This is a genomic window from Streptomyces sp. NPDC041713, from assembly GCF_055591085.1.
Genome location: NZ_JBVIZY010000003.1, coordinates 141018 through 166626, shown reverse-complemented (window position 1 = coordinate 166626; position 25609 = coordinate 141018). Strand labels below are relative to the sequence as shown.

Annotated in this window: 22 protein-coding genes; 13 read left to right on the top strand and 9 right to left on the bottom strand. The window is 71.2% G+C overall.

Annotation, left to right across the window (positions count from 1 at the left end; translation table 11 throughout):
- Positions 1 to 29: 29 nt before the first annotated feature.
- From ACZ6CV_RS10240 to ACZ6CV_RS10215, 6 genes are all read right to left on the bottom strand, one after another.
- Complete coding sequence (locus ACZ6CV_RS10240) at positions 30 to 218, bottom strand: hypothetical protein (protein ID WP_362374572.1); 189 nt, start codon at positions 216 to 218, stop codon at positions 30 to 32.
- 117 nt (positions 219 to 335) lie between these two features.
- Positions 336 to 1277 (bottom strand): alpha/beta fold hydrolase, encoded by a 942-nt coding sequence (locus ACZ6CV_RS10235; protein WP_355810928.1) that lies wholly within the window; start codon positions 1275 to 1277, stop codon positions 336 to 338.
- Complete coding sequence (locus ACZ6CV_RS10230) at positions 1274 to 1771, bottom strand: phage holin family protein (protein ID WP_469250428.1); 498 nt, start codon at positions 1769 to 1771, stop codon at positions 1274 to 1276. The genes ACZ6CV_RS10235 and ACZ6CV_RS10230 overlap by 4 nt, the downstream gene beginning before the upstream one ends.
- A gap of 52 nt (positions 1772 to 1823) precedes the next feature.
- A complete protein-coding gene (nhaA, locus tag ACZ6CV_RS10225) occupies positions 1824 to 3233 on the bottom strand; it encodes a Na+/H+ antiporter NhaA (RefSeq protein WP_469250427.1) in 1410 nt (469 codons plus the stop codon).
- 287 nt (positions 3234 to 3520) lie between these two features.
- A complete protein-coding gene (acs, locus tag ACZ6CV_RS10220; protein WP_469250426.1) occupies positions 3521 to 5476 on the bottom strand; it encodes an acetate--CoA ligase in 1956 nt (651 codons plus the stop codon).
- A 137-nt stretch (positions 5477 to 5613) separates the two neighbouring features.
- Positions 5614 to 7941 carry a bifunctional SulP family inorganic anion transporter/carbonic anhydrase gene (locus ACZ6CV_RS10215; RefSeq protein ID WP_469250425.1) on the bottom strand — a complete coding sequence of 776 codons (2328 nt, stop codon included), beginning with the start codon at positions 7939 to 7941 and terminating at the stop codon, positions 5614 to 5616.
- Positions 7942 to 8238: 297 nt separating this feature from the next.
- Here ACZ6CV_RS10215 and ACZ6CV_RS10210 point away from each other — a divergent pair, with 297 nt between their 5' ends.
- The gene (locus ACZ6CV_RS10210) at positions 8239 to 9510 is read left to right on the top strand and encodes a polysaccharide deacetylase family protein (protein ID WP_469250424.1); all 1272 of its coding nucleotides are present in this window, start codon (positions 8239 to 8241) and stop codon (positions 9508 to 9510) included.
- Positions 9511 to 9526: 16 nt separating this feature from the next.
- Here ACZ6CV_RS10210 and ACZ6CV_RS10205 read toward each other — a convergent pair whose 3' ends face one another.
- Positions 9527 to 10507 (bottom strand): ATP-binding protein, encoded by a 981-nt coding sequence (locus ACZ6CV_RS10205; RefSeq protein WP_469250423.1) that lies wholly within the window; start codon positions 10505 to 10507, stop codon positions 9527 to 9529.
- Positions 10508 to 10608: 101 nt separating this feature from the next.
- Between ACZ6CV_RS10205 and ACZ6CV_RS10200 the strand changes: the two genes are divergently transcribed.
- On the top strand, positions 10609 to 11424 hold the full coding sequence (locus ACZ6CV_RS10200) for a Fic family protein (RefSeq protein WP_469250422.1): 816 nt from the start codon (positions 10609 to 10611) through the stop codon (positions 11422 to 11424).
- A gap of 416 nt (positions 11425 to 11840) precedes the next feature.
- Here the strand turns inward: ACZ6CV_RS10200 and ACZ6CV_RS10195 are convergent, their stop codons facing one another.
- Positions 11841 to 12665, bottom strand: coding sequence for an HAD family hydrolase (locus tag ACZ6CV_RS10195; RefSeq protein WP_469250421.1), 825 nt, complete (start codon positions 12663 to 12665; stop codon positions 11841 to 11843).
- 232 nt (positions 12666 to 12897) lie between these two features.
- Here ACZ6CV_RS10195 and ACZ6CV_RS10190 point away from each other — a divergent pair, with 232 nt between their 5' ends.
- The 8 genes from ACZ6CV_RS10190 to ACZ6CV_RS10155 all read left to right on the top strand — a co-directional run bounded on the left by ACZ6CV_RS10190 (position 12898) and on the right by ACZ6CV_RS10155 (position 18348).
- Positions 12898 to 13185, top strand: coding sequence for a hypothetical protein (locus ACZ6CV_RS10190; RefSeq protein WP_469250420.1), 288 nt, complete (start codon positions 12898 to 12900; stop codon positions 13183 to 13185).
- A gap of 5 nt (positions 13186 to 13190) precedes the next feature.
- The gene (ssd, locus tag ACZ6CV_RS10185; RefSeq protein ID WP_469250419.1) at positions 13191 to 14321 is read left to right on the top strand and encodes a septum site-determining protein Ssd; all 1131 of its coding nucleotides are present in this window, start codon (positions 13191 to 13193) and stop codon (positions 14319 to 14321) included.
- A complete protein-coding gene (locus tag ACZ6CV_RS10180) occupies positions 14318 to 15493 on the top strand; it encodes a TadA family conjugal transfer-associated ATPase (protein ID WP_358777297.1) in 1176 nt (391 codons plus the stop codon). Before ssd ends, ACZ6CV_RS10180 begins: the two co-directional genes overlap by 4 nt.
- Before the next feature lie 14 nt (positions 15494 to 15507).
- Positions 15508 to 16338 carry a type II secretion system F family protein gene (locus ACZ6CV_RS10175; protein ID WP_469250882.1) on the top strand — a complete coding sequence of 277 codons (831 nt, stop codon included), beginning with the start codon at positions 15508 to 15510 and terminating at the stop codon, positions 16336 to 16338.
- The gene (locus ACZ6CV_RS10170) at positions 16338 to 17126 is read left to right on the top strand and encodes a type II secretion system F family protein (protein WP_469250418.1); all 789 of its coding nucleotides are present in this window, start codon (positions 16338 to 16340) and stop codon (positions 17124 to 17126) included. The genes ACZ6CV_RS10175 and ACZ6CV_RS10170 overlap by 1 nt, the downstream gene beginning before the upstream one ends.
- Positions 17127 to 17391: 265 nt before the next feature.
- Positions 17392 to 17529, top strand: coding sequence for a DUF4244 domain-containing protein (locus ACZ6CV_RS10165; protein ID WP_355810965.1), 138 nt, complete (start codon positions 17392 to 17394; stop codon positions 17527 to 17529).
- Entirely contained in the window at positions 17516 to 17935 is a 420-nt protein-coding gene (locus ACZ6CV_RS10160; protein WP_469250417.1) for a TadE family type IV pilus minor pilin, read from the top strand. Before ACZ6CV_RS10165 ends, ACZ6CV_RS10160 begins: the two co-directional genes overlap by 14 nt.
- The gene (locus tag ACZ6CV_RS10155; protein ID WP_469250416.1) at positions 17932 to 18348 is read left to right on the top strand and encodes an Rv3654c family TadE-like protein; all 417 of its coding nucleotides are present in this window, start codon (positions 17932 to 17934) and stop codon (positions 18346 to 18348) included. The genes ACZ6CV_RS10160 and ACZ6CV_RS10155 overlap by 4 nt, the downstream gene beginning before the upstream one ends.
- A gap of 659 nt (positions 18349 to 19007) precedes the next feature.
- Here ACZ6CV_RS10155 and ACZ6CV_RS10150 read toward each other — a convergent pair.
- Positions 19008 to 21470, bottom strand: coding sequence for a DEAD/DEAH box helicase (locus tag ACZ6CV_RS10150; protein ID WP_469250414.1), 2463 nt, complete (start codon positions 21468 to 21470; stop codon positions 19008 to 19010).
- An 80-nt stretch (positions 21471 to 21550) separates the two neighbouring features.
- Here ACZ6CV_RS10150 and bldG point away from each other — a divergent pair, with 80 nt between their 5' ends.
- From bldG to ACZ6CV_RS10135, 3 genes are all read left to right on the top strand, one after another.
- Positions 21551 to 21892 (top strand): anti-sigma factor antagonist BldG, encoded by a 342-nt coding sequence (gene bldG, locus ACZ6CV_RS10145; protein ID WP_003975386.1) that lies wholly within the window; start codon positions 21551 to 21553, stop codon positions 21890 to 21892.
- 245 nt (positions 21893 to 22137) lie between these two features.
- The gene (locus ACZ6CV_RS10140; RefSeq protein ID WP_355810974.1) at positions 22138 to 22578 is read left to right on the top strand and encodes an ATP-binding protein; all 441 of its coding nucleotides are present in this window, start codon (positions 22138 to 22140) and stop codon (positions 22576 to 22578) included.
- Between the two features lie 595 nt (positions 22579 to 23173).
- A complete protein-coding gene (locus tag ACZ6CV_RS10135; protein ID WP_469250413.1) occupies positions 23174 to 25576 on the top strand; it encodes a sodium-translocating pyrophosphatase in 2403 nt (800 codons plus the stop codon).
- Positions 25577 to 25609: the final 33 nt, after the last annotated feature.

The following is a 25609-nucleotide window of genomic DNA, read 5'->3' as shown; positions in this document are numbered from 1 at the left end:
GGGGTGGCCGGGGAGCCCGGCGAGCGGGATCAGTCGCGGGTATGGCGGAGCCGCGCGGAGACCCAGCGGGCCCTGCGGCGGAGAATGCGCGGAATGCCCATCGCCTGAGGGGGGCCGTAACGGCCCTGATCCCGTGGCCCGCCCCTCTCGTGGCTGTTCAGCGCTGTGGCCGAGCGGCGATTGCGTGCTACGTCACTGTAGTCGTGCGTCCAGCCCATACCCCGACGTGTGCCCGGGCCTCATGGTCGGTAACCGCACCCAGGGGCCCCAATTGGCCTATGCGGGAGGCAATTGGCGTTCGTAGGACATATGTTCGCCCGAGGGCCCCCGGAACGTCACCGATCCGGTTCCGGGTCCTTCAGCCAGTTCACCAGCTCGGTCGAGAACGCCGCCGGATCCTCCTCGTGCGGGAAGTGCCCGAGCCCGTCGAACAGCCGCCAGCGGTACGGGGCTTCGACGTACTCGCCGGAGCCCGCCGCGCTCCTGGTCCGCATCACGGGGTCGAGGGAGCCGTGCAGATGCAGCGTCGGCACGCGCACCGGCCGCTTCATGCGGCGGTTGAACTGGATGCCGTCGGGACGCGCCATCGACCGCACCATCCAGCGGTACGGCTCGACCGAGCAGTGCGCCGTCGAGGGGATGCACATGGCCCGCCGGTACGTCTCCACCGCCTCGTCGTCCGGCAGCCGGGGCCCGGACCAGTCCCGCACCAGACGGCCCACCAGGGCGCCCTCGTCCGCGACCAGTTGACGCTCCGGCACCCAGGGCCGCTGGAAACCCCACACGTACGAGGCCGCGGCCGTCTGCCTGCGGTCCGACAGCATCGCCGAGCGCCAGCGCCGCGGATGCGGCATCGAGGAGACGGCGAGGCGGCGCACCAGCTTGGGCCGCATCACGGCCGCCGTCCACGCCAGGTACCCGCCCAGGTCGTGCCCGACGAGCGCGGCGTCCGGCTCGCCGAGGGAGCGCACGACGCCCGTGATGTCGAGCGCGAGGTTCGCCGGGTCGTAGCCGCGGGGGGTGCGGTCGCTGCCGCCCACGCCCCGCAGGTCCATCGCGACGGCCCGGAAGCCCGCGTCGGCGAGCGCCACCATCTGGTGCCGCCACGACCACCAGAACTGCGGGAAGCCGTGCAGGAGCAGGACCAGCGGTCCGTCACCCATTTCGGCGATGTGGAAGCGCGCCCCGTTGGCGGCCACGTCCCGGTGGGTCCAGGGCCCCTCGATGCGTACGGCAGAGGCGGAGGGCTGGGCCGATGGAGTGGCGGGGTCCGTCATGAGGACGAGCGTGCCACAGTCGCCCCCGTCTCACCGACTCGGACCTCGACGACACTCGCGGGGCTCGCCGAGCGGGGATGCGGCTTGACGTTCCCCAGTACGGCCGCCGTCTCCTTGGCCGAAGCGGCGACCTTCTGCGGTCCCTTGCCCTGCTTGGCCTTCTTCGCGAAGACGACGCCGATCAGCGCGAGCAGCCCGGCCACCACCAGGTTGGCGGCGAAGGACAGCAGGAAGCAGATCGCGAGGTTCCAGTGGCTCCAGGTGCGGATGCCGTAGGCGAGCGCGAAGCTCAGCATCGGCAACGAGAAGATGAGGACCGTGCCGGCCGCGGCGAACGCGCCGCCACCGACCGCGCCGCGCTTGACGTCCTGCCGCAGCTGGGCCTTGGCCAGCGCGATTTCGTCGTGCACCAGCGCGGACATCTCGCCGGTCGCCGAGGCGACCAGTTGGCCGAGGCTGCGCTCGGCGCCGACGGGGCCGTCGGGTGAGCTCATCGCGTTCTCCCCTTTATCTCTTCTGATCTCTTCTGAGATATGTCTGCTCAGATCATGCCGGACCGTTGCCGTCCTTGCGTTCCCCACCCGCGACTTCGGCAAGCCTGCGATGCTCCGCGGCCTTCTTCTCATGGATGGCGGCCATCCGCAGGTGGTAATCCGGCTTGTCCATCTCGTAGATGTCGGGGATGCCGTCGAGGTCGTCGTCGCGCTCCTCGTCCTCGCACATCGCGCGGTACTTGGCGTTGCGCACCTTCAGCAGGATCCCGGAGAGCACCGCCGCGATCAGCGAGCCCATCAGGACGGCCGCCTTGATCTCGTCGGTGAGCAGCGGGTCCTCGGTGAAGGCGAGTTCGCCGATGAGCAGCGACACGGTGAAACCGATGCCGGCCAGCGAGGCGACCGCGAACACGTCGGGCCAGGCCAGGTCGTCATTCAGCTCGGCCTTGGTGAAGCGGGCCGCGAGCCAGGTGCCGCCGAAGATGCCGACCGCCTTGCCGACCACGAGACCGAGCACCACGCCGAGCGTCTCGGGCTGCGTGAAGACGTCGCCGAGCGCGCCGCCGGAGACGACCACACCCGCGCTGAACAGGGCGAACAGCGGCACGGCGAGGCCCGCGGAGACAGGTCGTACGAGATGTTCGATGTGCTCGCCGGGGGAGTGCTCCTCGCTCTCGGCGCCCTCGCCCTCCTTGTGGCAGCGCAGCATCAGGCCCATGGCGACGCCCGCGATGGTGGCGTGGATGCCGCTGTTGTACATCAGGCCCCAGATGACGAGCGCCAGCGGCACGTAGACGTACCAGCCGCGCACCCGCTTCCTGAGCAGCAGCCAGAAGACCGCGAGGCCCACGACGGCACCGCCGAGCGCGGCGAAGTTCAGGTCACTCGTGAAGAAGACCGCGATGATCAGGATCGCGAAGAGGTCGTCGACGACGGCGAGGGTGAGCAGGAAGGCGCGCAGCGCGGACGGCAGCGAGGTGCCGATGACCGCGAGGACGGCGAGCGCGAAGGCGATGTCGGTGGCGGTCGGCACGGCCCAGCCGTCCAGCGAGCCGCCGCCCACGGTGTTGGTCAGGAGGTACACCAGCGCCGGTACGGCCATGCCGCAGAGCGCGGCGATGACGGGCAGCGCGGCGGCCTTCGGGTCGCGCAGATCACCCGCGACCAGCTCGCGCTTGAGTTCGATGCCGGCCACGAAGAAGAAGACGGCGAGGAGCCCGTCGGCCGCCCAGTGCTGGATGGAGAGGTTCAGGCCGAGCGAGCCGGGCCCGAGATGGAAGCCGCGGACCGCGTCGTACGAGCCGCCCGCCGTGTTGGCCCAGATCAGCGCGGCGACCGCGGCGGCGAGCAGCAGCACTCCGCCGACGGTCTCGGCGCGCAGCGCGTTCGCGATGAAGGTGCGCTCGGGGAGCGACAGACGGCCGAGGACCTTGCGGTTGCTGCTGGGGGCGGGCGCGGTCACGAGAGTCGACCTCCGGTCGGGTAGGCAGGGCTGAGCACATGCCGACCAGACTTCCCGGCGCACCTCGTTCTTCTCGTCGCGCCAGCTCGTCATGTCGATGACGCGTTGTTGACGCGATCCTTAGCTTACCTAACGTACGCCCGGACGTATCCGGTGATCTTCACCTTAAGCACAAAGGGGCCGCCCGGCGCGCTGCCGGACGGCCCCTTTGAACGTACGTGCATGTCCTCGGGCGTACGTGAATGCCCCTAGGGCGTACGTGGATGCCCTGCTGCCCCGCTGCCCGCTCAGTCCTCGCTGGGCGCGGCCGGGAGCCGCGTCTGGATGAGGTCCATGACGGAGGAGTCGGTGAGGGTGGTGATGTCACCGAGCTCGCGGTTCTCCGCGACGTCGCGCAGGAGGCGGCGCATGATCTTGCCGGAGCGGGTCTTGGGCAGCTCGGCCACCGGGAGGACCCGCTTGGGCTTGGCGATCGGGCCGAGCGTGGCGCCGACGTGGTTGCGCAGCTCGGCCACGAGCCCCTCGTCGTCGGCGTTCGCCGTGCCGCGCAGGATCACGAAGGCGACGATGGCCTGGCCGGTCGTCTCGTCCGCGGCGCCCACGACGGCGGCCTCGGCGACGGCCGGGTGCGAGACGAGCGCGGACTCGACCTCGGTGGTGGAGATGTTGTGCCCGGAGACGAGCATGACGTCGTCGACCCGGCCGAGCAGCCAGATGTCGCCGTCCTGGTCCTTCTTGGCCCCGTCACCGGCGAAGTACTTGCCCTCGAAACGCGACCAGTACGTGTCGATGAAGCGCTGGTCGTCGCCCCAGATGGTGCGCAGCATGGAGGGCCACGGCTCGGTCAGGACCAGGTAACCGCCGCCGCCGTCGGGCACCTCGTTCGCCTCGTCGTCGACGACCGTGGCGCTGATGCCGGGCAGGGCGCGCTGGGCGGAGCCCGGCTTGGTCTCGGTCACGCCCGGCAGCGGCGAGATCATCATCGCGCCGGTCTCGGTCTGCCACCAGGTGTCCACGATCGGGCAGGCGTCGCCGCCGATGTTCTTGCGGTACCACATCCACGCCTCGGGGTTGATCGGCTCACCGACCGAGCCGAGCACCCGCAGACTGCTGAGGTCGAACTTCGCGGGGATGTCGTCGCCCCACTTCATGAACGTGCGGATCGCGGTGGGCGCGGTGTAGAGGATGCTGACCTTGTACTTCTGGACGATCTCCCAGAAGCGGCCCTGGTGCGGGGTGTCGGGCGTGCCCTCGTACATGACCTGCGTCGCGCCGTTGGCCAGCGGGCCGTACGTGATGTACGAGTGGCCGGTGACCCAGCCGATGTCGGCCGTGCACCAGTAGACGTCGCTCGAAGGCTTGAGGTCGAAGACGGCGTGGTGGGTGTAGGCCGCCTGGGTGAGGTAGCCGCCGGAGGTGTGCAGGATGCCCTTCGGCTTACCCGTGGTGCCCGAGGTGTAGAGGATGAAGAGCGGGTGCTCCGCGTCGAAGGCCTCGGGGGTGTGCTCCGTGGACTGCTCGGCGACGATCTCGTGCCACCACACGTCGCGGCCCTCGGTCCAGGCCACGTCCTGGCCGGTGCGGCGCACGACGAGGACCTTCTCCACGGATACGCGCGTGAGGGCCTCGTCGACGGCGGGCTTGAGCGCGGAGGGCTTGCCCCGGCGGTAGCCGCCGTCGGAGGTGATGACGACCTTGGCGTCGGCGTCCTCGATGCGCTTGGCGATGGCGTCCGCGGAGAAGCCGCCGAAGACCACGGAGTGGGCGGCGCCGATGCGGGCGCAGGCCAGCATCGCGACGACCGCCTCGGGGATCATCGGGAGGTAGACCGCGACCCGGTCGCCCGTGCGCACGCCCAGCTCGGTCAGCGCGTGCGCGGCGCGGCTGACCTCGTCCTTGAGCTCGGCGTAGGTGATGGCCCGGCTGTCGCCGGGCTCACCCTCGAAGTGGATCGCGACGCGGTCGCCGTTGCCGGCCTCCACGTGGCGGTCGACGCAGTTGTAGGCGACGTTGAGCTTTCCGTCGGCGAACCACTTGGCGAACGGCGGGTTCGACCAGTCGAGCGTCTCGGTCGGCTCCGTGGCCCAGGTCAGCCGGCGTGCCTGCTCGGCCCAGAAGCCGAGCCGGTCAGCCTTGGCCTGCTCGTACGCCTCCGCCGTGACGTTGGCGGCGGCTGCCAGCTCCGCCGGCGGCGCGAAGCGACGCTCCTCCTTCAAGAGGTTGGCCAGGCTTTCATTGCTCACGACATCTCCCTTGCGCTGCTTTGCCGGGGGCGCCCGTTGTGTCCGAAGCCACAGCTCATCAGACACAACCCGTGGTGACAAGGGCCTGCCGAAAATTGGTTTAGACCTTTACCTGGCCGGTCCTCCCGGAGCGGAAGCTAGACCTTGATCTGCGCTGTGGGCGCCACCTGGTCGAAGACCTCGTCGGGGAGTTGCTCGGTGGCGCCGCCCTCCGTCAGCAGATAGGCCTGCGCCTCTCCGACGTGGAAGTACATACCGTGCAGCTCAAGATCGTTTTCGGCAAGTCGGCGCGCGACCGACTCGTGCGCCTTCAAGTGCTCCAGTTGCTGGACCACATTGGTGAGACAGAGCTGCTCGACGGCGTCGGCGGGCGCGCGTCCGGCGAGGCGCGCCCACGCCTTGTCCTGCGCGCCCATCCGCTCCAGGCTCGGCAGCCCGTGCCGCAGCCACCGCTTCAGCGGCGTCTGCGGGCCGCCCGGCGGGGTGGTGAGCAGCGCCTGCATGGCACCGCACCCGGAGTGCCCGCACACGGTGATGGAGCGGACCTTGAGCACGTCGACCGCGTACTCGATGGCGGCGCCCACCGAGTCGTCCCCGCTCTCGGCCCCCGGCAGCGGCACGAGGTTGCCCACATTGCGTACGACGAAGAGGTCGCCGGGGCCGCTCGACGTGATCATCGAGGTGACGACCCTGGAGTCCGCGCAGGTCAGGAAGAGCTGGGCGGGCTGTTGCCCCTCCCGCGCGAGCCGGGCGAGCTCACCGCGCACGTGCGGCGCCGTGTTCCGCTGGAACGCGCTGATTCCGCTGGCCAGTTGATGGTTGCTGGGCCGGCCCTCCCGCTGCTCCTCCTGCGGCCGGTCGCAGTGGTGGTTGCGCCACGGCGTCCAGGGCCTGCAGCAGGAGTGCGCGGAGCTCGCGGGCTCGGCGATACGGGTCCCGGAGCGGCCGGTGATCTCGACGCTGCCACCGTGCGCGATGTGGGCGTCCTGCCAGCATTGCAGCGATTCGTACGCGGCGTGGTCCATGAAGGAGCCGTCCAACTCGACGATCACGTCGGCGTCATGGGGGATGAGGTGCAGGGCGCGGCTGAGCCGCGGCACCGCGAGGAACGTCAGCTGTCCGCGCACGCGGACGTGGTGGACCCCGTCCACCTCGCAGTGGGTGATCCGGGTCCGGGCGAGCCGGTGCAGCGAGACGGCCACGGCCACGGCGACGCCGAGGGCCACACCCTCGAGGACCCCGAAGAGGACCACACCGAGGGTGGTGACGGCGTAGACGAGGATCTCGCGGTGGCGGGTGACGGTCCGGATGTGGTGGAGGTTGACCATCTGGATGCCGACGGACATGACGAGGGCGGCGAGCGCCGCGAGGGGGATCAGCTCCAGGACGGGCACCAGGAGCAGCGCGGCCACTACCACCCAAACGCCGTGCAGCATCGTGGAGTTCCTGCTGACGGCGCCCGCGCGCACATTGGCCATGCTGCGCACGGCGACGCCCGCGACGGGGAGTCCGCCGAGCGTTCCGGACACGATGTTCGCCGTGCCCTGGCCGAGCAGTTCGCGGTCGAGGTCGGAGCGGCGCACGCGCGCGTGCAGGTCGTGTTGCCCGGCGACGACCTTGTCGACGGCGACGGCGCCGAGCAGTGACTGCACGCTGCACACCAGGGTGGTGGTGAGCACGGCGGCGATGAGCCCGAGCACGGGTCCGTCCGGGAGCCCGGCCAGTGCGTGACTGCGCCAGGACGGCAGATCGACCTTGTCGACGCCGAGGCCGGTCGCGGCGGCGACGGCGGTCGCGGCGGCCACGGAGACGAGGGCGGCGGGCAGGACCCGGACGACGCGCCCGACCCGACCGGGGATCCGCGGCCACAGCAGCAGGATCGCCAGGGTCAGCACGCTGATCGTCAGGGCCGCGGGATGCAGGTCGGCCAACTGAGCGGGGAGCGCACGGACGTTGGCGAGCACGGAGCTCTGCGGGGTGCCGCCGAGCACGATGTGGAGCTGGGCGACGGCGATGGTGACGCCGATGCCGGCCAGCATGCCGTGCACGACGGCGGGGCTGACGGCGAGCGCGGTGCGGGCCACGCGCAGGCAGCCGAGGCCGAGTTGGGCGAGGCCGGCGCAGACGGTGATGGCGCAGGTGGTCCGCCAGCCGTACTGCTGGATGAGGTCGGCGGTGACGACGGTCAGACCGGCGGCCGGGCCGCTCACCTGGAGGGGCGAGCCGCCGAGCAGGCCGACCAGGATGCCGCCGACGGCCGCTGCGACGAGGCCCGCCTGGAGCGGGGCTCCGGTGGCGAGGGCGATGCCGAGCGACAGCGGCAGGGCGATCAGGAAGACGGCGACCGACGCGGAGAGGTCGGCGCCCGCGATGCGGAACCGCTTTCCGGGCGGCGGGGCGTGGGGCTTGTTGGCGCGGGGCGTGTGAGCCGAGTCGGTGGTGCGAGTGGGGACGCAAGCAGACATGTTTCCCGTCTCCTCCGGGGCAGCGCGGTCGCGGAACGAGGGGTCCTCCGGAGGTCTCCGGAGGGGCGGGTCGCGGCCGTGGGTCACGGCGTGCAGCGGCGGGATTGCTCAACTCTCGGTAAACGAATCGTAATGCAGAGTAAAGGAACTCCAAGGCTTTTCCGTGCAAATAGGTCAATACCTCACTCGGATGAGTGAATGCGAAAAATGATCGGCTTGTCGGAAAGTGTGATTAAAGGGTCCGTGCGAAGTTCGGTGCGATCTGTCCCTACTTGCACGGAAGAAGGTGGGCGGAAGATGGCCGCCACCCGGAGGACCGCCGCGAGCCTCACCGCCCTCGTGGCCTGCGCAGTGGCCTTGGCCGGCTGCGCCGACAGCGGCACCGGCGCCAGGAAGGGCGCCGAGGGCGCCAAGAAGGGCGCCGGAGCCCCGGCCCCCAAGAGTCCCGTCCGCATGATCGGCGACGGCTCCACGTCGTTCACCGGGAAGCAGCCGCACCTGCCCCGGCCCACCCGCCTGAAGCCGGGTCAGAAGCCGCCGCAGTTCGTCGTCTTCTCCTGGGACGGCGCGGGCGAGGACAGCCAGAAGCTCTTCTCGCACTTCCGCAAGGTCGCCAAGCGGAACAACGCGACGATGACCTACTTCCTCAGCGGCGTCTACATGCTTCCCGAGGGCAAGCGCAAGCTCTACAAGCCGCCGCAGCACATGGCGGGAAGCTCGGACATCGGCTTCAACGACCGCAAGGGAATCAGGGACACCGTGGACCAGCTCCGCGGCGCCTGGCTCGAGGGCAACGAGGTCGGCACGCACTTCAACGGTCACTTCTGCGGCGCGGGCGGCGGAGTGGGGGAGTGGTCCGTCAAGGACTGGAAGAGCGAGATCGAGCAGGCCAAGTCCTTCGTGAAGGCCTGGAAGTCCCACTCCGGCCTCAAGAAGGCCAAGCCCCTGCCCTTCGACTACGACAAGGAACTGATCGGCGCCCGGACCCCCTGCCTGGAGGGCCAGAAGAACTTCATGCGGGCCGCCCGCGAGATGGGCTTCCGCTACGACACCAGCGGCGTCAACAACCAGGTCTGGCCCAAGAAGAAGGAGGGGCTGTGGGACCTGTCGATGCAGCTCGTCCCCGTCCCCGGCCGCCAGTTCGAGACGCTGACCATGGACTACAACTTCATGGTCAACCAGTCCGGTTCGACCTCGCAGGGCGACCCGTCCAAGCACGAGTACTGGGGCGACCAGATGCGTGACGGCCTGCTCCAGGGCTTCTCCCGCGCCTACAAGGGCAACCGCGCCCCGCTGATCATCGGCAACCACTTCGAATCCTGGAACGGCGGCACGTACATGCGGGCCATCGAGGAGACCGTCGAGCGGGTCTGCAACAAGCCCGACGTGCGGTGCGTCTCCTTCCGCCAGCTTGCGGACTGGCTGGACGCGCAGGACCCGAAGACGCTGGAGAAGCTGACCCACCTGCGGGTCGGCAAGGAGCCGAAGGAAGGCTGGGCGTCGTTCCTCTCCGCCCAGCCCGCACCCGCCCCCAAGGGCGTCCCCGGCGCTCCCGCGGTCAAGGAGTAGCACTCCCGCGGGCCGTTCAGGCCGTGGCGGTCATGCGCTCGCGCAGCACGAAGTCGGGGTCGACCTGGGCAGCCAGGTCGGCCCCGGTCCGTTCGTTGCCCCAGCTCTGCGCGTTCTTCAGGTGGAAGTGGACCATCTGGCGGGTGTAGCGCTCCCAGTCGCGCCGGTCGTACGCGGCGTCGACGGCGTCCTGAAGCGTCTGCAGGGAACGGCGGTTGTCCTCTTCCAGGAGCGCGAAGCGCGGCGGGCGCCCCTTCTCCATGGCGCGCACCCAGTCCGAGTGCCCGACCGTCACCAACAGGTCGTCGCCGACCTGCTCGCGCAGGAAGTCGACGTCGTCCTGGCCCTGCACCTTGTTGCCGACGACCGCGAGGCTGACACCGAAGTCCCGCGCGTACTCCTTGTACTGGCGGTAGACGGAGACGCCCTTCTTCGTCGGCTCGGCCACCAGGAACGTCATGTCGAAGCGGGTGAACATGCCGGAGGCGAAGGAGTCCGAACCGGCGGTCATGTCCACGACCGCGTACTCGTCGCGGCCGTCGACCAGGTGGTTCAGGCAGAGCTCCACCGCCCCCGTCTTGGAGTGGTAGCAGGCGACACCGAGGTCGGCTTCGGTGAACGGCCCGGTGACCATCAAACGCACGGTGGCGTCGTCGAGTTCCACGGGCCGCGCGCACGCCTCGTACACGGGGTTGTCCTCGCGCACCCGCAGCAGGCGCGAGCCCTCGCCGGGGGGTGTGGTCTTGATCATGGTGTCCGCGGAGAGGATCCGCGGGTTGGAGCCCCGCAAGTAGTCCTTGATGAGGGGCAGCCGCGCGCCGAGGGCGGGCAGCTCGGCGGCTTCCGTCTCGTCGAGGCCGAGGGCCGGGCCGAGGTGCTGATTGATGTCGGCGTCCACCGCGATGACGGGCGCCCCGGTCGCGGCGAGGTGGCGGACGAAGAGCGAGGACAGCGTCGTCTTGCCGCTGCCGCCCTTCCCTACGAAAGCGATTTTCATGACCACGAAGGGTAGCCGGTTGGGTACGCCGAGTGCCCGATGTGCGTGAAGAAGACCACTCCTTCGTGGCGGCGAGCCCGGAAGTACGTAGGGTCGTACTCATGAGTACGACAGTTGATCCGCTCGCGGCCCTCGGGGATCTCCCCGGGGTGACCGACTCCGTGGACTCCGTGCGCAAGGCCGTCGACCGGGTCTACGGGCACCGGATCATGCGGCGCCGCAGCAACGAGATCACCTCCGAGGCCGCGCTGCGCGGCGCCCGCGGTTCCGCGGCGCTCTCTGGCGCCGACTGGGCGCTCGAAGAGGTGCGTCGACGCAGCGACTTCAGCGGTGACGGCGAGGCCCGCACGCTCGGTGCGGCCCTGCGGCTGACCGCCGAGGCCGGTCAGCTCCTGTCGATCTGGCGGCAGTCGCCGCTGCGCGTGCTCGCGCGCCTGCACCTGGTCGCCGCCGCCGACTCCGCCGAGGGCGCGGGCCGGCCGCGACTGGCGGGCGAACCCGTGGACGAGCCGCTGGTCGAGCTGCCCGTGCCGGACGCGGACGAGGTGGCGGGCCGGCTGGAGGGCCTGTCCCGGCTGATCATCGCGGGCAGTGCGGCGCCGGCACTGGTGACGGCGGCGGTGGTCCACGGCGAGCTGCTCAGCCTGCGCCCGTTCGGCTCGCACAACGGCCTGGTCGCGCGGGCCGCGGAGCGCATCGTCCTGGTGGGCAGCGGCCTCGACCCGAAGTCGGTGTGTCCGGCGGAGGCAGGGTACGGGGAGCTGGGCCGTGCGGCCTACGTGGCGGCCCTGGACGGCTACGCGTCGGGCAGGCCGGAGGGTATGGCGGCCTGGATCGCCCACTGCGGCAAGGCGGTGGAACTCGGCGCCAGGGAGTCGACGGCCGTCTGCGAGGCGCTGCAGCGCGGCGCGGCCTAGAGCGTCGACGGGGGCGGGTGCCCCAAAAGGGTTGCGGCGGTACGGAATCCGTACCGCCGCTGGCATGTCCACCGTGTTACCAAGCGTCCTCGATGTGTTGCCCATCAGGTCGGGACGTTGCCCGTCACCTGGTGCGGCTGGCCCGTAATCGACGGGTCGACGTCGCGTGGGTGCTCGGTGTTCATGCTTCGGTCCGTGGGGCCTTACTGCGTTTGAAGGTGATCCTCTCGGATGTCCTTGGTCTCGCGGGCCGTTGACTCCTTTGTACTCCCCTCCTGGGATAAGCGGAAGTCCTGGCCGCACTTCTTTACTTTTAGCTTCAAACAGGTGTAAATCGGGCGCCTGATCGAAGGTGCGGGGAAGCGCTGGCGGCGTTGGGCCGGAGCCCGGTCTTGAGTCCGGTCTCGAGCCCGGGCTCAGGACGCGGCCGTGCGGCGCCGGCTCGCGAACCAGACGAGGCCCGCCGTGGCCGCGGCGGCACCGACCGCGGCGGCCGCCACGACGGCGGGCCGGGGTGGCGTGGGCAGCCGCTGCTTCAGGCGGACCGGCCGGTGGAAGTCGAGGATCGGCCACGCGCGCGTGAGGGCCTCCTTGCGCAGCGCGCGGTCCGGATTGACCGCGTGCGGGTGCCCGACCGACTCCAGCATCGGCAGATCGGTCGCCGAGTCGCTGTACGCGTAGCAGCGGTCCAGGTCGTACCCCTCCGTCCGGGCGAGCTCCTTGACCGCCTCCGCCTTGGTGGGTCCGTACGCGTAGTACTCCACCTCGCCGGTGAAGCATCCGTCGTCCCCGACCACCATGCGGGTCGCCACCACCCGGTCCGCGCCGAGCAGTTCGCCGATGGGCTCGACGACCTCGGCGCCCGAGGTGGAGACGATGACGACGTCGCGGCCGGCGGTGTGGTGCTCCTCGATGAGGGACGCGGCCTCGTCGTAGATGATCGGGTCGATCAGGTCGTGCAGGGTCTCGGCGACGATCTCCTTGACCTGCTGGACGTTCCAGCCGCGGCACAGCGCGGACAGGTACTCGCGCATCCGCTCCATCTGGTCGTGGTCGGCGCCGCCCGCGAGGAAGATGAACTGTGAGTACGCGGTGCGCAGTACCGCTCTGCGGTTGATCAGGCCGCCTTGGTAGAACGACTTGCTGAAGGTGAGCGTGCTCGACTTCGCAATGACCGTCTTGTCCAGGTCAAAGAAGGCGGCAGTGCGAGGCAAGGAGTGGTTTTCCACGAGCCCGAGCATAGGCGCCCACCATTCGGCGTAAGCTGAGGCGCGTGGGTTTGCCTGAGAAGGCTCTCGGGTACACCATGGAAGTCACGGATCGTTCGCGACCGTGCTAACCCGGTCTGGCTCCTCCCCCCCCGAGTCGGACCGTGGGGACGACCCCCGCTCTCCCCCCCGGCGGGGGTCGTCGCATGTCCGGATGGGTTTTTGAACCCTCCGTCGATCCTCTTCCGGCCCTCAAGTGGCCCTCATGGTCTTCTCGACCCTCCTGCGGGCTGCCCAAGATTCGTCACGGAGCGTAGTCGTGACGCTGCGCTGTGGAAGTCATCGCGAAGGCCGTGCGATGTCACCGGTATGGGTGACGGAGATATTCACAGGCATCGCCTTGTCCACAGTTATTGACCAAGATCCACACGATTTCCGGCAGCGCCGCACGCTGATTCCGCCCGCTCCGCTCGTGAAGTTCATGGCCGGATTGCTTTGTCCGGCTCTCTTCGCGCAAGCGGGGCGCGGCATTCACAAGGGTGTCGCGGTGTGAAGGGGATGGAGATCGTGGGTGGAGTCATTTCACGTGACAGGAGCGCGCAGGCCGACGGACGGCAGGGCGGCCCGCTGATCGTCACGGAGGACGTGGAGCTGCTGGATGACCTGCTGCGGCTGTGTGCCGCCGCGGGAGCGCTGCCCGAGGTGCAGCACGGCGGCCCGTCGAGCAGGCAGGGGTGGGAGGCCGCCCCGCTCGTGCTGGTCGGGGACGACGCCGCGGACCGGGTGCGCGGGGCCGCGCGCCGGCGGGGTGTGGTGCTGGTCGGGCGGGATCAGGACGACTCCGGCGTCTGGCGGCGGGCGGTGGAGATCGGCGCCGACCATGTGCTGGTCCTGCCGGACGGCGAACAGTGGCTGGTGGACCGCATCGCCGATGTGGCGGAGGGGGTGGGCCGGCCCGCGCTCACCGTCGGCGTCATCGGTGGCCGGGGCGGCGCCGGAGCCTCCACGCTGGCCTGCGCGCTCGCGGTCACGGCGGCGCGGGATGGCCGGCGCACGATGCTCGTCGACGCCGACCCGCTGGGCGGCGGCCTGGACGTCCTCCTCGGCGGCGAGAGCGCCGACGGGCTCCGCTGGCCGGCGTTCGCCGCCTCGCGGGGCAGGGTCGGCGGCGGGGCGCTGGAGGAGTCGCTGCCGGAGCTGCACGCGCTGCGGGTCCTGAGCTGGGACCGGGGAGACGCGGTCGCGGTCGCCCCGGAGGCCGTGCGGGCGGTCGTCGCGGCGGCCCGCAGGCGCGGCGGTGTGGTGGTCCTGGATCTGCCCCGCCGGGTGGACGAGGCGGCGGCCGAGGCGCTCGCGCAGGTGGACCTCGGGCTCCTGGTGGTGCCCGCCGAGCTGCGGGCGGTGGCGGGGGCGCGGCGGGTGGCGTCGGTCGCGGGGATGGCGCTGCGGGATCTGCGGGTGCTCGTCTCCGCGGGCGCGGGGCCGGGGGACGCCGGTGGCCTGGGCCCCGAGGAGATCGCGGGCCTGCTCGATCTGCCGCTGGCCGGCGAAGTCCCCTGGGAGGCCGGACTGCTCGGCGCCCAGGCCGCGGGGACACCACCTGGAGGCGTCGCCCGGGGACCGCTGGCACGGTTCTGCAGCTCCTTCTGGGAGCGGCTGCCGGTCGAGGCGACGGGAGCGGTCGTATGAGCTCGGTGATCGGCGCCCGGATGCTGGACGGCGTGCGCCAGTGGCTGGCGGAGAACGGCACGGAGCCGACGCCCGCCCGGGTCGCCGAGGCGCTGCGGGCCCAGGGCAGGGTGCTCGGAGACACCGAGATCCTCGGCGCGGCGGAACAGCTGCGCTCGGAACTGATCGGGGCGGGTCCCCTGGAGCCGCTGCTCGCGGACGACACGGTGACCGACGTCCTGGTCTCCGCGCCCGACCGCGTCTGGGTGGACCGGGGCGGCGGCCTGGAGCTGACGGGCGTCACCTTCCGGGACGCGGCCGCGGTGCGGCGGCTCGCGCAGCGCCTCGCGGCCGTGGCGGGCCGGCGCCTCGATGACGCCAGGCCCTGGGTGGACGCCCGCCTTCCGGACGGCACGCGACTGCACGCGGTGCTGCCACCGGTGGCGGTGGGCTCGACCTGCCTCTCCCTGCGGGTGGTGCGCCCCCGCGCCTTCACCCTCGCGGAGCTGGTCGCGGCGGGCACGGTGCCGCCCGGCGGCGACCGCTTCCTGCGCGCCCTCCTCGACGCCCGGCTGTCGTTCCTGATCAGCGGCGGCACCGGCAGCGGCAAGACGACACTCCTGAGCGCTCTGCTGGGTCTGGTCGGCCCCAAGGAGCGCATCGTGCTCGCCGAGGACTCCGCGGAGCTCCGCCCCGGGCACCCACATGTGGTGCGCCTGGAGTCCCGCCCCGCGAACCAGGAGGGGGCAGGCCTCGTCGGCTTGGACGACCTGGTGCGCCAGGCCCTGCGGATGCGCCCCGACCGGCTGGTCGTCGGCGAGGTGCGCGGCGCGGAGGTGGTGCATCTGCTCGCCGCGCTGAACACCGGACATGAGGGGGGCTGCGGCACGGTCCATGCCAACGCCGCGGGGGACGTGCCGGCCCGCCTGGAGGCCCTGGGGACGGCGGCAGGCCTCGACAGGGCGGCCCTGCACAGCCAGTTGGCGGCGGCGCTGTCGGTGGTGATCCATCTCGTACGCGACAGGGTGGGCCGCCGCCGCATCGCCGAGGTGCATGTCCTGGAGCGTGGCGAGTCCGGCTTGGTGGCGACGGTGCCGGCGCTGCGCTGGGGCGAGACGGCCTTCACCCGGGAGCCGGGTTGGGAGCGCCTGAACTCCCTGCTCAGGAGCGGTTCTTGGGGTGATGGGTCGTGAGCGCGACGCTGTGGATGGCGACGCTGTGCGCGGGAACGGCGGCTTGGCTGGCGGCCCGACGGACAGAGGAGCACCGATGGGCGGCGCTGTTCGGAGCGGAGGCCGCACTGAAACCCAAAGTGCGGCCTTGGAGAGGGGCGCTGGCGTTCGCACGGGGACGGATGCGGCAGGAATGGTGGTGCCTGGCGGCGGGTTCGGCGGTCGCTCTGCCGGCCGCGTCCGTGGTGCCGCTGGTCGTGGGCGCGGCAGGGGTGCCGGTGGCGGCGCGTGTGCGGCGGGCCCGGGAGGCGCGCAAGGAACGGGAGCGGCGCGGCGACGCGGTGATCGCACTCTGTGGGGAGCTCGCGGGAGAGGTGCGGGCAGGCCGACAACCCGGAGAGGCTCTGCGTCTGGCCCTGGAGGAGGGCGACGCGGGCGGTGTCGGTGAGGCACGGAGCACGGTGGTGGCGGCGGCGCGGTTCGGCGGGGATGTGCCGGGGTCGCTGCGGGAGGCGGCCCGGACGCCGGGTGCCGAAGGACTCCTGGGCCTGGCGGCGTGCTGGCGGGTGGCGGTGGACCGCGGTGCGGGGCTCGCTGCGGGCCTGGAACGGCTGGAGGGGGCACTGCGCGCGGAGCGCGACCAACGCGCCGACTTGCGGGCCCAGTTGGCGGGCTCCCGTTCAACGGCCGTGATGCTCGCGGGCCTGCCCGTCCTGGGCCTGCTGATGGGCGGAGCACTGGGGGCGGAACCGCTGCGGGTCCTGTTCCACACGGGGCCGGGCCTGGTGTGCCTGGCGGTCGGGGGAGCGCTGGAGGCAGCCGGGGCGTGGTGGGCGCTGCGGATCGTACGAGGGGCGGAGGAGTGATGAACGTTGTCCACAGGCTGGGGGTATTCCTGTGGGACGCCGGAGCCGTGCTCTGGCTGACGCTGACGGTGCTGGCCGCACGACGCGAGCGGACCCTACGCCGACGCGCGGACGCAGCACTCCACAGACAACGCCCCCGGGCACGACGCCGCACCCTACGCCCGCTCCCTGGGGGAGCAACGCGAAAGTGGCTCGTGGTGGCCGGCACATCGAGCGCTGCCTACGCGCTGGTGGGCGGGATCCCGGGCCTGCTGGCGGGCGCGGCGGTGGCGTACGGCACGTGGCGGCGCGTCGACCGGAGCCGCGCGTCCCCGAATGCCCCGACCGAAAAGTCGACGCAGACGGAGGCGGCACGCCAACTCCCCCTCGCGGCAGACCTCCTGGCCGCGTGCGTAACCGCAGGGGCGAGCCCAGTGGCGGCTGCCGAGGCAGTCGGGGAGTCCCTGCAGGGTCCGGTCGGCGCACGACTGGCACGCGGGGCGGCAGAGGTACGCCTGGGCGGCGAACCCTCGGACGCCTGGCGCCAGTTGGCCGAGCTACCGGCGGCGGCACCGCTGGCCCGCCTCATGGAAAGGACGGGAGATTCCGGAACCCCGACGGCGGCCCCGGTCACTCGCCTGGCCGCGGACGCGAGAGCGGAACGCGGCCGCACGGCAACGGCAGCGGCACGCAGGGCGGGCGTCCTGATGACGGCACCGGTGGGCCTGTGCTTCTTGCCGGCGTTCGTGGCGATCGGGGTGTTGCCGGTGGTGATTGGGATGGCGGAGGGGCTGCTGAGAGCGGGGTGAGAACGACGGCGCGCGCGCCGACGACGAAATCAGAACAAGCGAACAAGCAGAGCAAACAAAGCAAACAGAGATCGCCAGGACCAGCAGAACCAGCAGAACTCGAAGGATGCCAACGGAGGTTGAAATGCGGGGGAATGTGATGAATGAGACGGTGGGACGCCGACAGGAACCGTCGGGTCGGCGCTGGTGGCAACGGGGTCCGATGAGGGCGGGGACACGCCGAGGGCTGAGGTGGCGGGTTCGTGCGAGGGGCGCGGACACGGGGATGGTCACGTCCGAGTACGCGATGGGTTTGATCGCGGCGGTGGGCTTCGCGGGGTTGCTCTACAAGGTGGTGACGAGCGGGCAGGTGAAGGCGGCGCTGCAGGCGGTCGTGGAGAAGGCGCTCGATGTCCCGTTCTGAGGTGGAGCGGAATTGGCGGAGCGGTCAGCCCCGGGCCAGCCGGGGCAGGCGCTCCTCGGACCGGGGGTTCGTGACCGCGGAGGCGGCGGTGGTGCTGCCGACTCTGGTGTTGTTCACCATGGCGCTGGTCTGGACGCTGCTGGCGGTGTCCGCGCAGATCCAGTGTGTGGACGCCGCCAGGGCCGGAGCTCGGGCGGCGGCCCGCCAGGACCCCGACGAGGTGGCCGCGGCGGCGGCGCGACAGGCGGCCCCGCGTGGGGCGAGCGTCGCCGTCCGGCGTGAGGGCGACCTGGTGCGGGTCCAGGTGACGGCGGAACCGCCGGGGCCTTCGGTGCTGGGCTTGGGGGTGCGCCTGCGCTCCGAGGCGGTGGCGTTGGCGGAGGAGACGGTGGGGGTGGACGTATGAGGGCCGGACGGTGGTGTGGGGCCGACCGGGACCGAGGGGCGGCGACCGTGTGGGTGGTCGTGGTGATGGCCGTGCTGGGCGTCGTCTGCGGTGCGGTGCTTGCTATGTCCCAGGCCGTGGTGGCCCGGCACCGCGCGGGCGGCGCGGCGGATCTGGCGGCACTGGCGGCGGCGGACCGGTGGGCGGACGGTCCCGCGCGGGCGTGCGAGGGGGCGGTGCGGGTGGCGGGGGCGCAGGGCGCGAAAGTGGTGCGGTGCGTGTTGCACGGCCAGATCTCCGAGGTGACGGCCTCGTCTTCGGCTGGCCCCTTCTCCGCAACGGTCAACTCCCGCGCGGGCCCGGCGGGTCCCTCCTCCGGCCCCGGGGTTCCTGACCCCTGGGAGCCCCCTAACCCGCCGCTCCGCGACGGATAGCCTCCCACCCACCCACCCGTCCACCCCGCGACATCCCGCGGGAGCAGGGGAGGGTGGGCTTGCCCCGCGGCGTGCGGCTGGGGTGGGGGCGGGGTCCCGGGTCCCCCTCTGCGGGTGCAAACAGGCCCGCCGCTTCGCGGCGGATGTTTCCCACCCACCCACCCGTTTGCCCCGCGACGCCGGGTCGGAGTAGGGGCGGGTGGGCGGGTGTACCCCGCGTCGTGTGGCGGGAAGTTGAGTCGGGGTGGGTGGGTTGCCCCGTGACGTGTGGCGGGGAGTCGGGGTTGTTGGGTTGCCCCGTGACGCGTGGCGGGAAGTCGGGGTGGGTGGGTGTGCCCCGTGACGTGTGGCTCGGCCGCCCGCCGGGCCGCAGGCGCACGCGAACGCCCCACCCGTCCGCAGGCGCACGCGAGTGCCCCACCCGGCCGCAGCCGCACGAGTGCCCCACCCCGGCCGCACGAGTGCCCCACCGGACCGTCGGCCGCAAACGCTCGGGAGGGGACGTGGGGGTATGTGCGCACGGAGCACCGAGCGCGCTGTAGCAATGTTGTCCGCGAGGCGTGGCGAACAGTGGATGGCGAGTACGCACATACCCCCGCGGCCCCGCACCCACAAACGGACAGCAGGCGCGGACCCCGGCCCCCGCGTGCCCGCACCCCCTACCCCTCCGTCACCCCCGCCCCCTCCCGCAACAACACCGAAAGAAGCCGCACCGCCCCCCGCTTGTGCAACGGATCGTTGCCGTTGCCGCACTTGGGGGACTGGATGCACGAAGGGCACCCCGCCTCGCACTCGCAGGACGCGATCGCCTGCCGCGTGGCCGTCAGCCACTCCCGCGCCGTGTGGAAGGCCCGCTCGGCGAACCCCGCCCCGCCCGGGTGACCGTCGTACACGAAGACCGTGGGAAGGAGCGTGTCCGGATGCAGCGGCACGGAGACGCCCCCGATGTCCCACCGGTCACACGTGGCGAACAGCGGCAACATGCCGATGGAGGCGTGCTCGGCGGCGTGCAGCGCACCACCGAGGATCTCGGGATTGACGCGGGCGGCGTCGAGTTGGTCCTCGGTCACCGTCCACCACACCGCCCGCGTGCGCAGCGTACGAGGAGGAAGATCCAGTTTGGTCTCACCGAGCACCTCGCCGGTGATGAGTTTGCGACGCAGGAAGGAGACGACCTGGTTGGTGACCTCGACGGAGCCATAGCAGAGGCGTCCCGCGCCCCACGGGACCTCGGTCTCCGTCTCCAGGATGGAGATCGCGGTCGTGTCGCGCGCGGTCGTGGAGTAGGGCGGCACCGCCTCCTCCACCAACGCCACCGAGTCCTCCAGATCGAGCCGGCGCACGAGATACGTGAGCCCCTGGTGAAGGTGGACCGCCCCCTCGTGGACGGTGGTGTGCGCGGCGGACGCGTCGACCGTGCCGAGCAGCCGCCCCGTGCCCTCCTCCACGATCTGGACGGGTTTGCCGCCCTCGCCGCGGATGTCGGTGAGGTCGGCGGCCCGCTCCCGGCGGGTCCAGTGCCAGGCCCTGGCCCGGCGCCGCAGCAGCTTCGCGGCCTCCAGCTGGGGGAGGAGCTCTGCGGCGGCGGGCCCGAAGAGGGCCATGTCCTCGTCGACGAGCGGGAGTTCGGAGGCGGCGGCGCACAGGTGCGGAGCGAGGACGTAGGGGTTGTCCGGGTCGAGGACCGTGGCCTCCACGGGCTGTTGGAACAGCGCTTCGGGGTGGTGGACGAGATACGTGTCCAGGGGGTCGTCGCGGGCCACGAGGACGGCCAGGGCGCCCTGCCCCGACCGCCCGGCGCGCCCGGCCTGCTGCCAGAGGGAGGCGCGGGTGCCCGGGTAGCCGGCGATGACGACGGCGTCCAGCCCCGAGACGTCGACGCCGAGTTCGAGGGCGGTGGTGGCGGCGAGGCCGAGGAGCTCGCCGGAGTGCAGGGCGCGTTCGAGGGCGCGGCGCTCCTCGGGGAGGTAGCCGCCTCGGTAGGCGGCGACACGCCGGGGCAGCGAGCGGTCGACCTCGGCGAGGCGTTCCTGGGCGATGACCGCGATCAGCTCGGCGCCGCGCCGGGACCGCACGAAGGCGACGGAGCGGACGCCCTGGACGGTGAGGTCGGTGAGGAGGTCCGCCGTCTCGGCGGTGGCCGTGCGGCGGACGGGCGCGCCCTTTTCGCCGTGCAGCTCGGTGAGCGGAGGTTCCCAGAGGGCGAAGACGAGGTCGCCGCGGGGTGAGGCGTCGTCGGCGACTTCGCGAACGGGAAGTCCGATGAGGCGCTCCGCGGAGACCGCGGGGTCGGCGGAGGTGGCGGAGGCGAGGAGGAAGACGGGCTCGGAGCCGTAGCGGGCGCAGAGGCGGCGCAGCCGGCGCAGGACCTGGGCGACGTGGGAGCCGAAGACGCCGCGGTAGGTGTGGCACTCGTCGACGACGACGTAGCGCAGGGCGCGCAGGAAGGAGGACCAGCGGGGGTGGGCGGGGAGGATGCCGCGGTGCAGCATGTCCGGGTTGGTCAGGACGTAATTGGCGTACTGCCGGACCCACTCGCGTTCCTCGAAGGGGGTGTCCCCGTCGTACACGGCGGGGCGCACCGCGTTGCCGAGGGGGTCGGCAAGGGCGCGGACGGCGCGGCGCTGGTCGGCGGCGAGGGCCTTGGTCGGGGCGAGGTACAGGGCGGTGGTGCCGCGACCGTTGGGGGCCTCGGAGCCGTCGAGGAGGGCGGAGAGGACGGGGGTGAGGTAGGCGAGCGACTTGCCGGACGCGGTGCCGGTGGCGACGACCACGGATTCGCCGTCCAGGGCGTGCTCGGCGGCGGCTGCCTGGTGGGCCCAGGGATGCTCGATCCCGGCGGCGCGGACGGCGGATATGACCTCGGGACGGATGCGGTCGGGCCAGACTGCATACCGGGCCTCACGTGGGGGCAAGTGCTCCGTATGAGTGACGCGCGATGCACGGCTCGGACCCGCGGTGAGCCGGTCAAGGACGGTCCGCGGGGACGTGCGTGCCGGGGCGCCCGAGGAGGGTCCTCCGGCCGGAGAAATTTTGGCCATCGGCATCGAGTGTGTCACTGGCGGGATGGACAATGGTCTCAAGGCGTCGTGCACGCCCGCCGGTAAGTGATTGAATGCCATCGCGGCCGGCGATCCGTCCTGGGGGCTCTGCCGAGGTGTCCCGAGGGATGACCGCTCGATAGCAAGGTGCTGGAGGATCCGTGGACCTGTCCCTGTCGACCCGTACCGTCGGCGATCGTACGGTCGTCGAGGTCGGTGGCGAAATCGATGTATATACCGCGCCCAAGCTGCGCGAGCAGTTGGTCGAGCTGGTGAACGACGGCAGTTTTCATCTGGTCGTCGACATGGAGGGCGTGGACTTCCTCGACTCCACCGGGCTCGGCGTGCTGGTCGGCGGCCTGAAGCGGGTGCGTGCCCATGAGGGCTCGCTGCGCCTGGTCTGCAACCAGGAGCGCATTCTCAAGATCTTCCGTATCACCGGTCTGACCAAGGTGTTCCCCATTCACACCTCGGTCGAGGAAGCGGTCGCGGCCACCGACTGAGTGACCGCTGACGGAGCGGCCACCACAGGCTGAGCGGCCACCATTCGCTCAGCGTCGCGACTCCGCTCGGTGCCACCACGGGCCGGGCGGCCGACCGAGTGGCTGCCGCCGACCGGGTGGCGTCCGCGTAGCGGTCGACCGGAAGCCGGAGTTCCCGGGCCCGTGGGCCCGGGCCGGCAGTACAGCAGGGGACCGGGCCTGCGGCCCGGCCCCCTGACAGCACGCCCGTATGTCGAGGGGGATGCATGGCCACCGTTGAACTCCGCTTCAGCGCGCTGCCCGAGCACGTCAGGACCGCCCGTCTCGTGGCGGCCGCGGTGGCGCGCAGGGCCGGAGTGGACGAGGCCGTTCTCGACGAGGTCAGGCTCGCGGTCGGTGAGGCCTGCACGCGCGCCGTCGGGCTGCATCAGAGCAGCGGGGTGACGGCGCCGGTGCGGGTGGCGCTGATCGAGGACGAGAAGCAGTTCTCCATCGAGGTCGGTGACGAGGCGCCGCGCGCGGCGCCCGGTGACCGCGCGCCCGGCTCGGGGCTCGGCGCGGGCGACGACCTGGAGGCCGAGGGCGAGGACGAGATGGGCCTCGCGGTCATCAGCGGCCTCGTGGACGACGTGGAGGTCACGGCCGGCGAGTCCGGCGGCCTCATCCGCATGAGCTGGCCGACGACCCCGGCACCGCTCGTCCCCTGACGCGGCTGGTTCCCTGACGCCGCTCCTCCGTGACGCGGCTCCCCTGACGCCGCTCCTCCTCAAGCGCCGGTCCCTCCGGACCCGCTCCTCCCCTGACGCCGCTCCTCTCCGGCCCCGCCCCCCGGGCCCCGCTCCTCCCCCCGACGCCGGTCCGATCCGGCCTGAATCGTGGGATGCGGGGCCTGATCCGTCCGGGTGCGGGCGCGCCGCTCCGGGGACCTCCCAGGGTTCGACCTCCCCCTGAACACGGCGGGCGCCGCCCCCGTACCCCCTCCGCGCCGCATCGGCCCCCTCCCGTCACCCCACCCGAAGCCTTGTCGGCGCCCCGCCCGAAGCTCTGCCGCCACCACGGTGAACAGGGCTTTTCCATTTCTGATCATTATCGGATCACTGATTGACCTTGATCGGTGAACCGGTAAAGCGGCGGCGTCAACGGTTTTGAGGCATTACCGCTTTTGGGGTCAATCCCCGTGCGCGATCATTTGCTGAGAAGCAATCTCAGGTCAATTCCGTTTGTGGCGCTCTGTTTTGATCAGGTTCCGCTCCCTACAATCCGTCCACATCTTGAGCTCAGCCCAAGCGTCAAGGAGGACGAATGGCGGGGCTTTCTACCCCTCATCAGTTTGACCACCCCTCAACCTTCGCAGCCGCAGTCCTTACGGACGACAATCGGATCGTCGTGATCGTCGTCGCGGCCGTCGCACTCGCGGCGCTCGTCGTCGCGGGAGTCCTGGTCCGCCAGGTGCTCGCGGCGGGCGAGGGCACCGACAGCATGAAGAAGATCGCGGCAGCGGTCCAGGAGGGCGCGAATGCCTATCTGGGCCGACAGCTGCGCACTCTCGGCGTATTCGCCGTCGTGGTGTTCTTCCTGCTCATGCTGCTGCCCGCGGACGACTGGAATCAGCGTGCCGGGCGATCGATCTTCTTCTTGATCGGTGCGGCGTTCTCGGCCACCACCGGCTATATCGGTATGTGGCTCGCCGTGCGCAGCAATGTGCGCGTCGCGGCCGCCGCCCGAGAGGCCACTCCCTCGGAAGGTGAACCCGAAAAGGATCTCACCGCCGTCTCGCACAAGGCCATGAAGATCGCTTTCCGCACGGGCGGCGTCGTCGGCATGTTCACGGTGGGGCTCGGTCTTCTGGGCGCCTCCTGTGTGGTGCTCGTCTACGCGGCCGACGCGCCGAAGGTGCTCGAAGGCTTCGGCCTCGGCGCCGCGCTGATCGCGATGTTCATGCGTGTCGGCGGCGGCATCTTCACCAAGGCCGCCGACGTCGGCGCCGACCTGGTCGGCAAGGTCGAGCAGGGCATTCCGGAGGACGATCCGCGCAATGCCGCGACCATCGCCGACAACGTGGGCGACAACGTCGGCGACTGTGCCGGTATGGCCGCCGACCTCTTCGAGTCGTACGCCGTGACGCTGGTCGCCGCGCTGATCCTCGGGAAGGTGGCGTTCGGTGACTCCGGCCTCGCCTTCCCGCTGATCGTCCCGGCCATCGGCGTCGTGACGGCGATGATCGGCATCTTCGCGGTGGCGCCCCGGCGCTCCGACCGCAGCGGCATGAGCGCGATCAACCGCGGGTTCTTCATCTCCGCGTTCATCTCGCTGGCGCTCGTGGCCGGAGCCGTCTACGCGTACCTCCCGTCCTCGTACACCGACCTGGACGGGGTCACCGACGCGGCGATCAAGGGCCACGACGGCGATCCGCGGATCCTCGCGCTCGTCGCCGTGGCCATCGGCATCGTGATGGCCGCGCTGATCCAGCAGCTGACCGGCTACTTCACCGAGACCAACCGGCGTCCCGTCCAGGACATCGGGAAGACCTCGCTGACCGGCCCGGCCACCGTGGTCCTCGCCGGCATCTCGCTCGGTCTGGAATCGGCCGTCTACACCGCGCTGCTGATCGGGCTCGGCGTGTACGGGGCGTTCCTGCTCGGCGGCACGTCGATCATGCTGGCGCTCTTCGCGGTCGCGCTCGCCGGTACGGGGCTGCTGACCACGGTCGGCGTCATCGTCGCCATGGACACCTTCGGTCCCGTCTCCGACAACGCGCAGGGCATCGCCGAGATGTCCGGTGACGTCGAGGGCGCGGGCGCGCAGGTGCTCACCGACCTGGACGCCGTCGGCAACACCACCAAGGCCATCACCAAGGGCATCGCCATCGCGACCGCGGTCCTCGCGGCCTCGGCGCTCTTCGGCTCCTACCGCGACGCCATCGCGGAAGCCGCCAAGGACGTCGGCGAGAAGCTCGGCGACGGCGCCCCGATGAACCTCGTGATGGACATCTCACAGCCCAACAACCTGGTGGGGCTAATCCTCGGCGCCGCGGTCGTCTTCCTCTTCTCGGGGCTCGCGATCAACGCGGTGTCGCGGTCGGCGGGCGCCGTGGTCTACGAGGTGCGGCGGCAGTTCCGCGAGCACCCCGGGATCATGGACTACACCGAGGAGCCCGAGTACGGGCGCGTCGTCGACATCTGCACCAAGGACGCGCTGCGCGAGCTGGCCACGCCGGGTCTGCTCGCCGTGCTCACGCCGATCGCGGTCGGCTTCTCGCTCGGTGTCGGCGCGCTCGGCTCGTTCCTGGCCGGCGCGATCGGCACGGGCACCCTCATGGCGGTCTTCCTGGCCAACTCCGGTGGTGCCTGGGACAACGCCAAGAAGCTCGTCGAGGACGGCCACCACGGCGGCAAGGGAAGCGAGGCGCACGCCGCGACCGTCATCGGTGACACGGTCGGCGACCCGTTCAAGGACACCGCGGGTCCGGCGATCAACCCCCTGCTGAAGGTGATGAACCTGGTGGCGCTGCTCATCGCGCCGGCGGTCATCAAGTTCAGCTACGGGGACGACGCCAGCGTCGGGATGCGGGTGCTGATCGCGGTGCTCTCCATCGCGATCATCATCGGCGCGGTCTACGTCTCCAAGCGGCGCGGCATCGCCGTCGGGGACGAGAACAACGCCGAGCGGGTGGCCAAGCCGACGGACCCGGCCGTGGTCTCCTGACCCCGGCCCGGCAACGGGCCCAACACACGGGCG

What these genes read in the sequence shown, in the direction of transcription:
- ACZ6CV_RS10240 (WP_362374572.1), bottom strand. Translation starts at nt 218, where the DNA reads ATGGGCTGGACGCACGACTACAGTGACGTAGCACGCAATCGCCGCTCG.
- ACZ6CV_RS10235 (WP_355810928.1), bottom strand. Translation starts at nt 1,277, where the DNA reads ATGACGGACCCCGCCACTCCATCGGCCCAGCCCTCCGCCTCTGCCGTA.
- ACZ6CV_RS10230 (WP_469250428.1), bottom strand. Translation starts at nt 1,771, where the DNA reads ATGAGCTCACCCGACGGCCCCGTCGGCGCCGAGCGCAGCCTCGGCCAA.
- ACZ6CV_RS10215 (WP_469250425.1), bottom strand. Translation starts at nt 7,941, where the DNA reads ATGTCTGCTTGCGTCCCCACTCGCACCACCGACTCGGCTCACACGCCC.
- ACZ6CV_RS10210 (WP_469250424.1), top strand. Translation starts at nt 8,239, where the DNA reads ATGGCCGCCACCCGGAGGACCGCCGCGAGCCTCACCGCCCTCGTGGCC.
- ACZ6CV_RS10205 (WP_469250423.1), bottom strand. Translation starts at nt 10,507, where the DNA reads ATGAAAATCGCTTTCGTAGGGAAGGGCGGCAGCGGCAAGACGACGCTG.
- ACZ6CV_RS10200 (WP_469250422.1), top strand. Translation starts at nt 10,609, where the DNA reads ATGAGTACGACAGTTGATCCGCTCGCGGCCCTCGGGGATCTCCCCGGG.
- ACZ6CV_RS10195 (WP_469250421.1), bottom strand. Translation starts at nt 12,665, where the DNA reads ATGCTCGGGCTCGTGGAAAACCACTCCTTGCCTCGCACTGCCGCCTTC.
- ACZ6CV_RS10190 (WP_469250420.1), top strand. Translation starts at nt 12,898, where the DNA reads ATGGTCTTCTCGACCCTCCTGCGGGCTGCCCAAGATTCGTCACGGAGC.
- ssd (WP_469250419.1), top strand. Translation starts at nt 13,191, where the DNA reads ATGGAGATCGTGGGTGGAGTCATTTCACGTGACAGGAGCGCGCAGGCC.
- ACZ6CV_RS10180 (WP_358777297.1), top strand. Translation starts at nt 14,318, where the DNA reads ATGAGCTCGGTGATCGGCGCCCGGATGCTGGACGGCGTGCGCCAGTGG.
- ACZ6CV_RS10175 (WP_469250882.1), top strand. Translation starts at nt 15,508, where the DNA reads ATGGCGACGCTGTGCGCGGGAACGGCGGCTTGGCTGGCGGCCCGACGG.
- ACZ6CV_RS10170 (WP_469250418.1), top strand. Translation starts at nt 16,338, where the DNA reads ATGAACGTTGTCCACAGGCTGGGGGTATTCCTGTGGGACGCCGGAGCC.
- ACZ6CV_RS10165 (WP_355810965.1), top strand. Translation starts at nt 17,392, where the DNA reads ATGGTCACGTCCGAGTACGCGATGGGTTTGATCGCGGCGGTGGGCTTC.
- ACZ6CV_RS10160 (WP_469250417.1), top strand. Translation starts at nt 17,516, where the DNA reads ATGTCCCGTTCTGAGGTGGAGCGGAATTGGCGGAGCGGTCAGCCCCGG.
- ACZ6CV_RS10155 (WP_469250416.1), top strand. Translation starts at nt 17,932, where the DNA reads ATGAGGGCCGGACGGTGGTGTGGGGCCGACCGGGACCGAGGGGCGGCG.
- ACZ6CV_RS10150 (WP_469250414.1), bottom strand. Translation starts at nt 21,470, where the DNA reads ATGGCATTCAATCACTTACCGGCGGGCGTGCACGACGCCTTGAGACCA.
- ACZ6CV_RS10140 (WP_355810974.1), top strand. Translation starts at nt 22,138, where the DNA reads ATGGCCACCGTTGAACTCCGCTTCAGCGCGCTGCCCGAGCACGTCAGG.
- ACZ6CV_RS10135 (WP_469250413.1), top strand. Translation starts at nt 23,174, where the DNA reads ATGGCGGGGCTTTCTACCCCTCATCAGTTTGACCACCCCTCAACCTTC.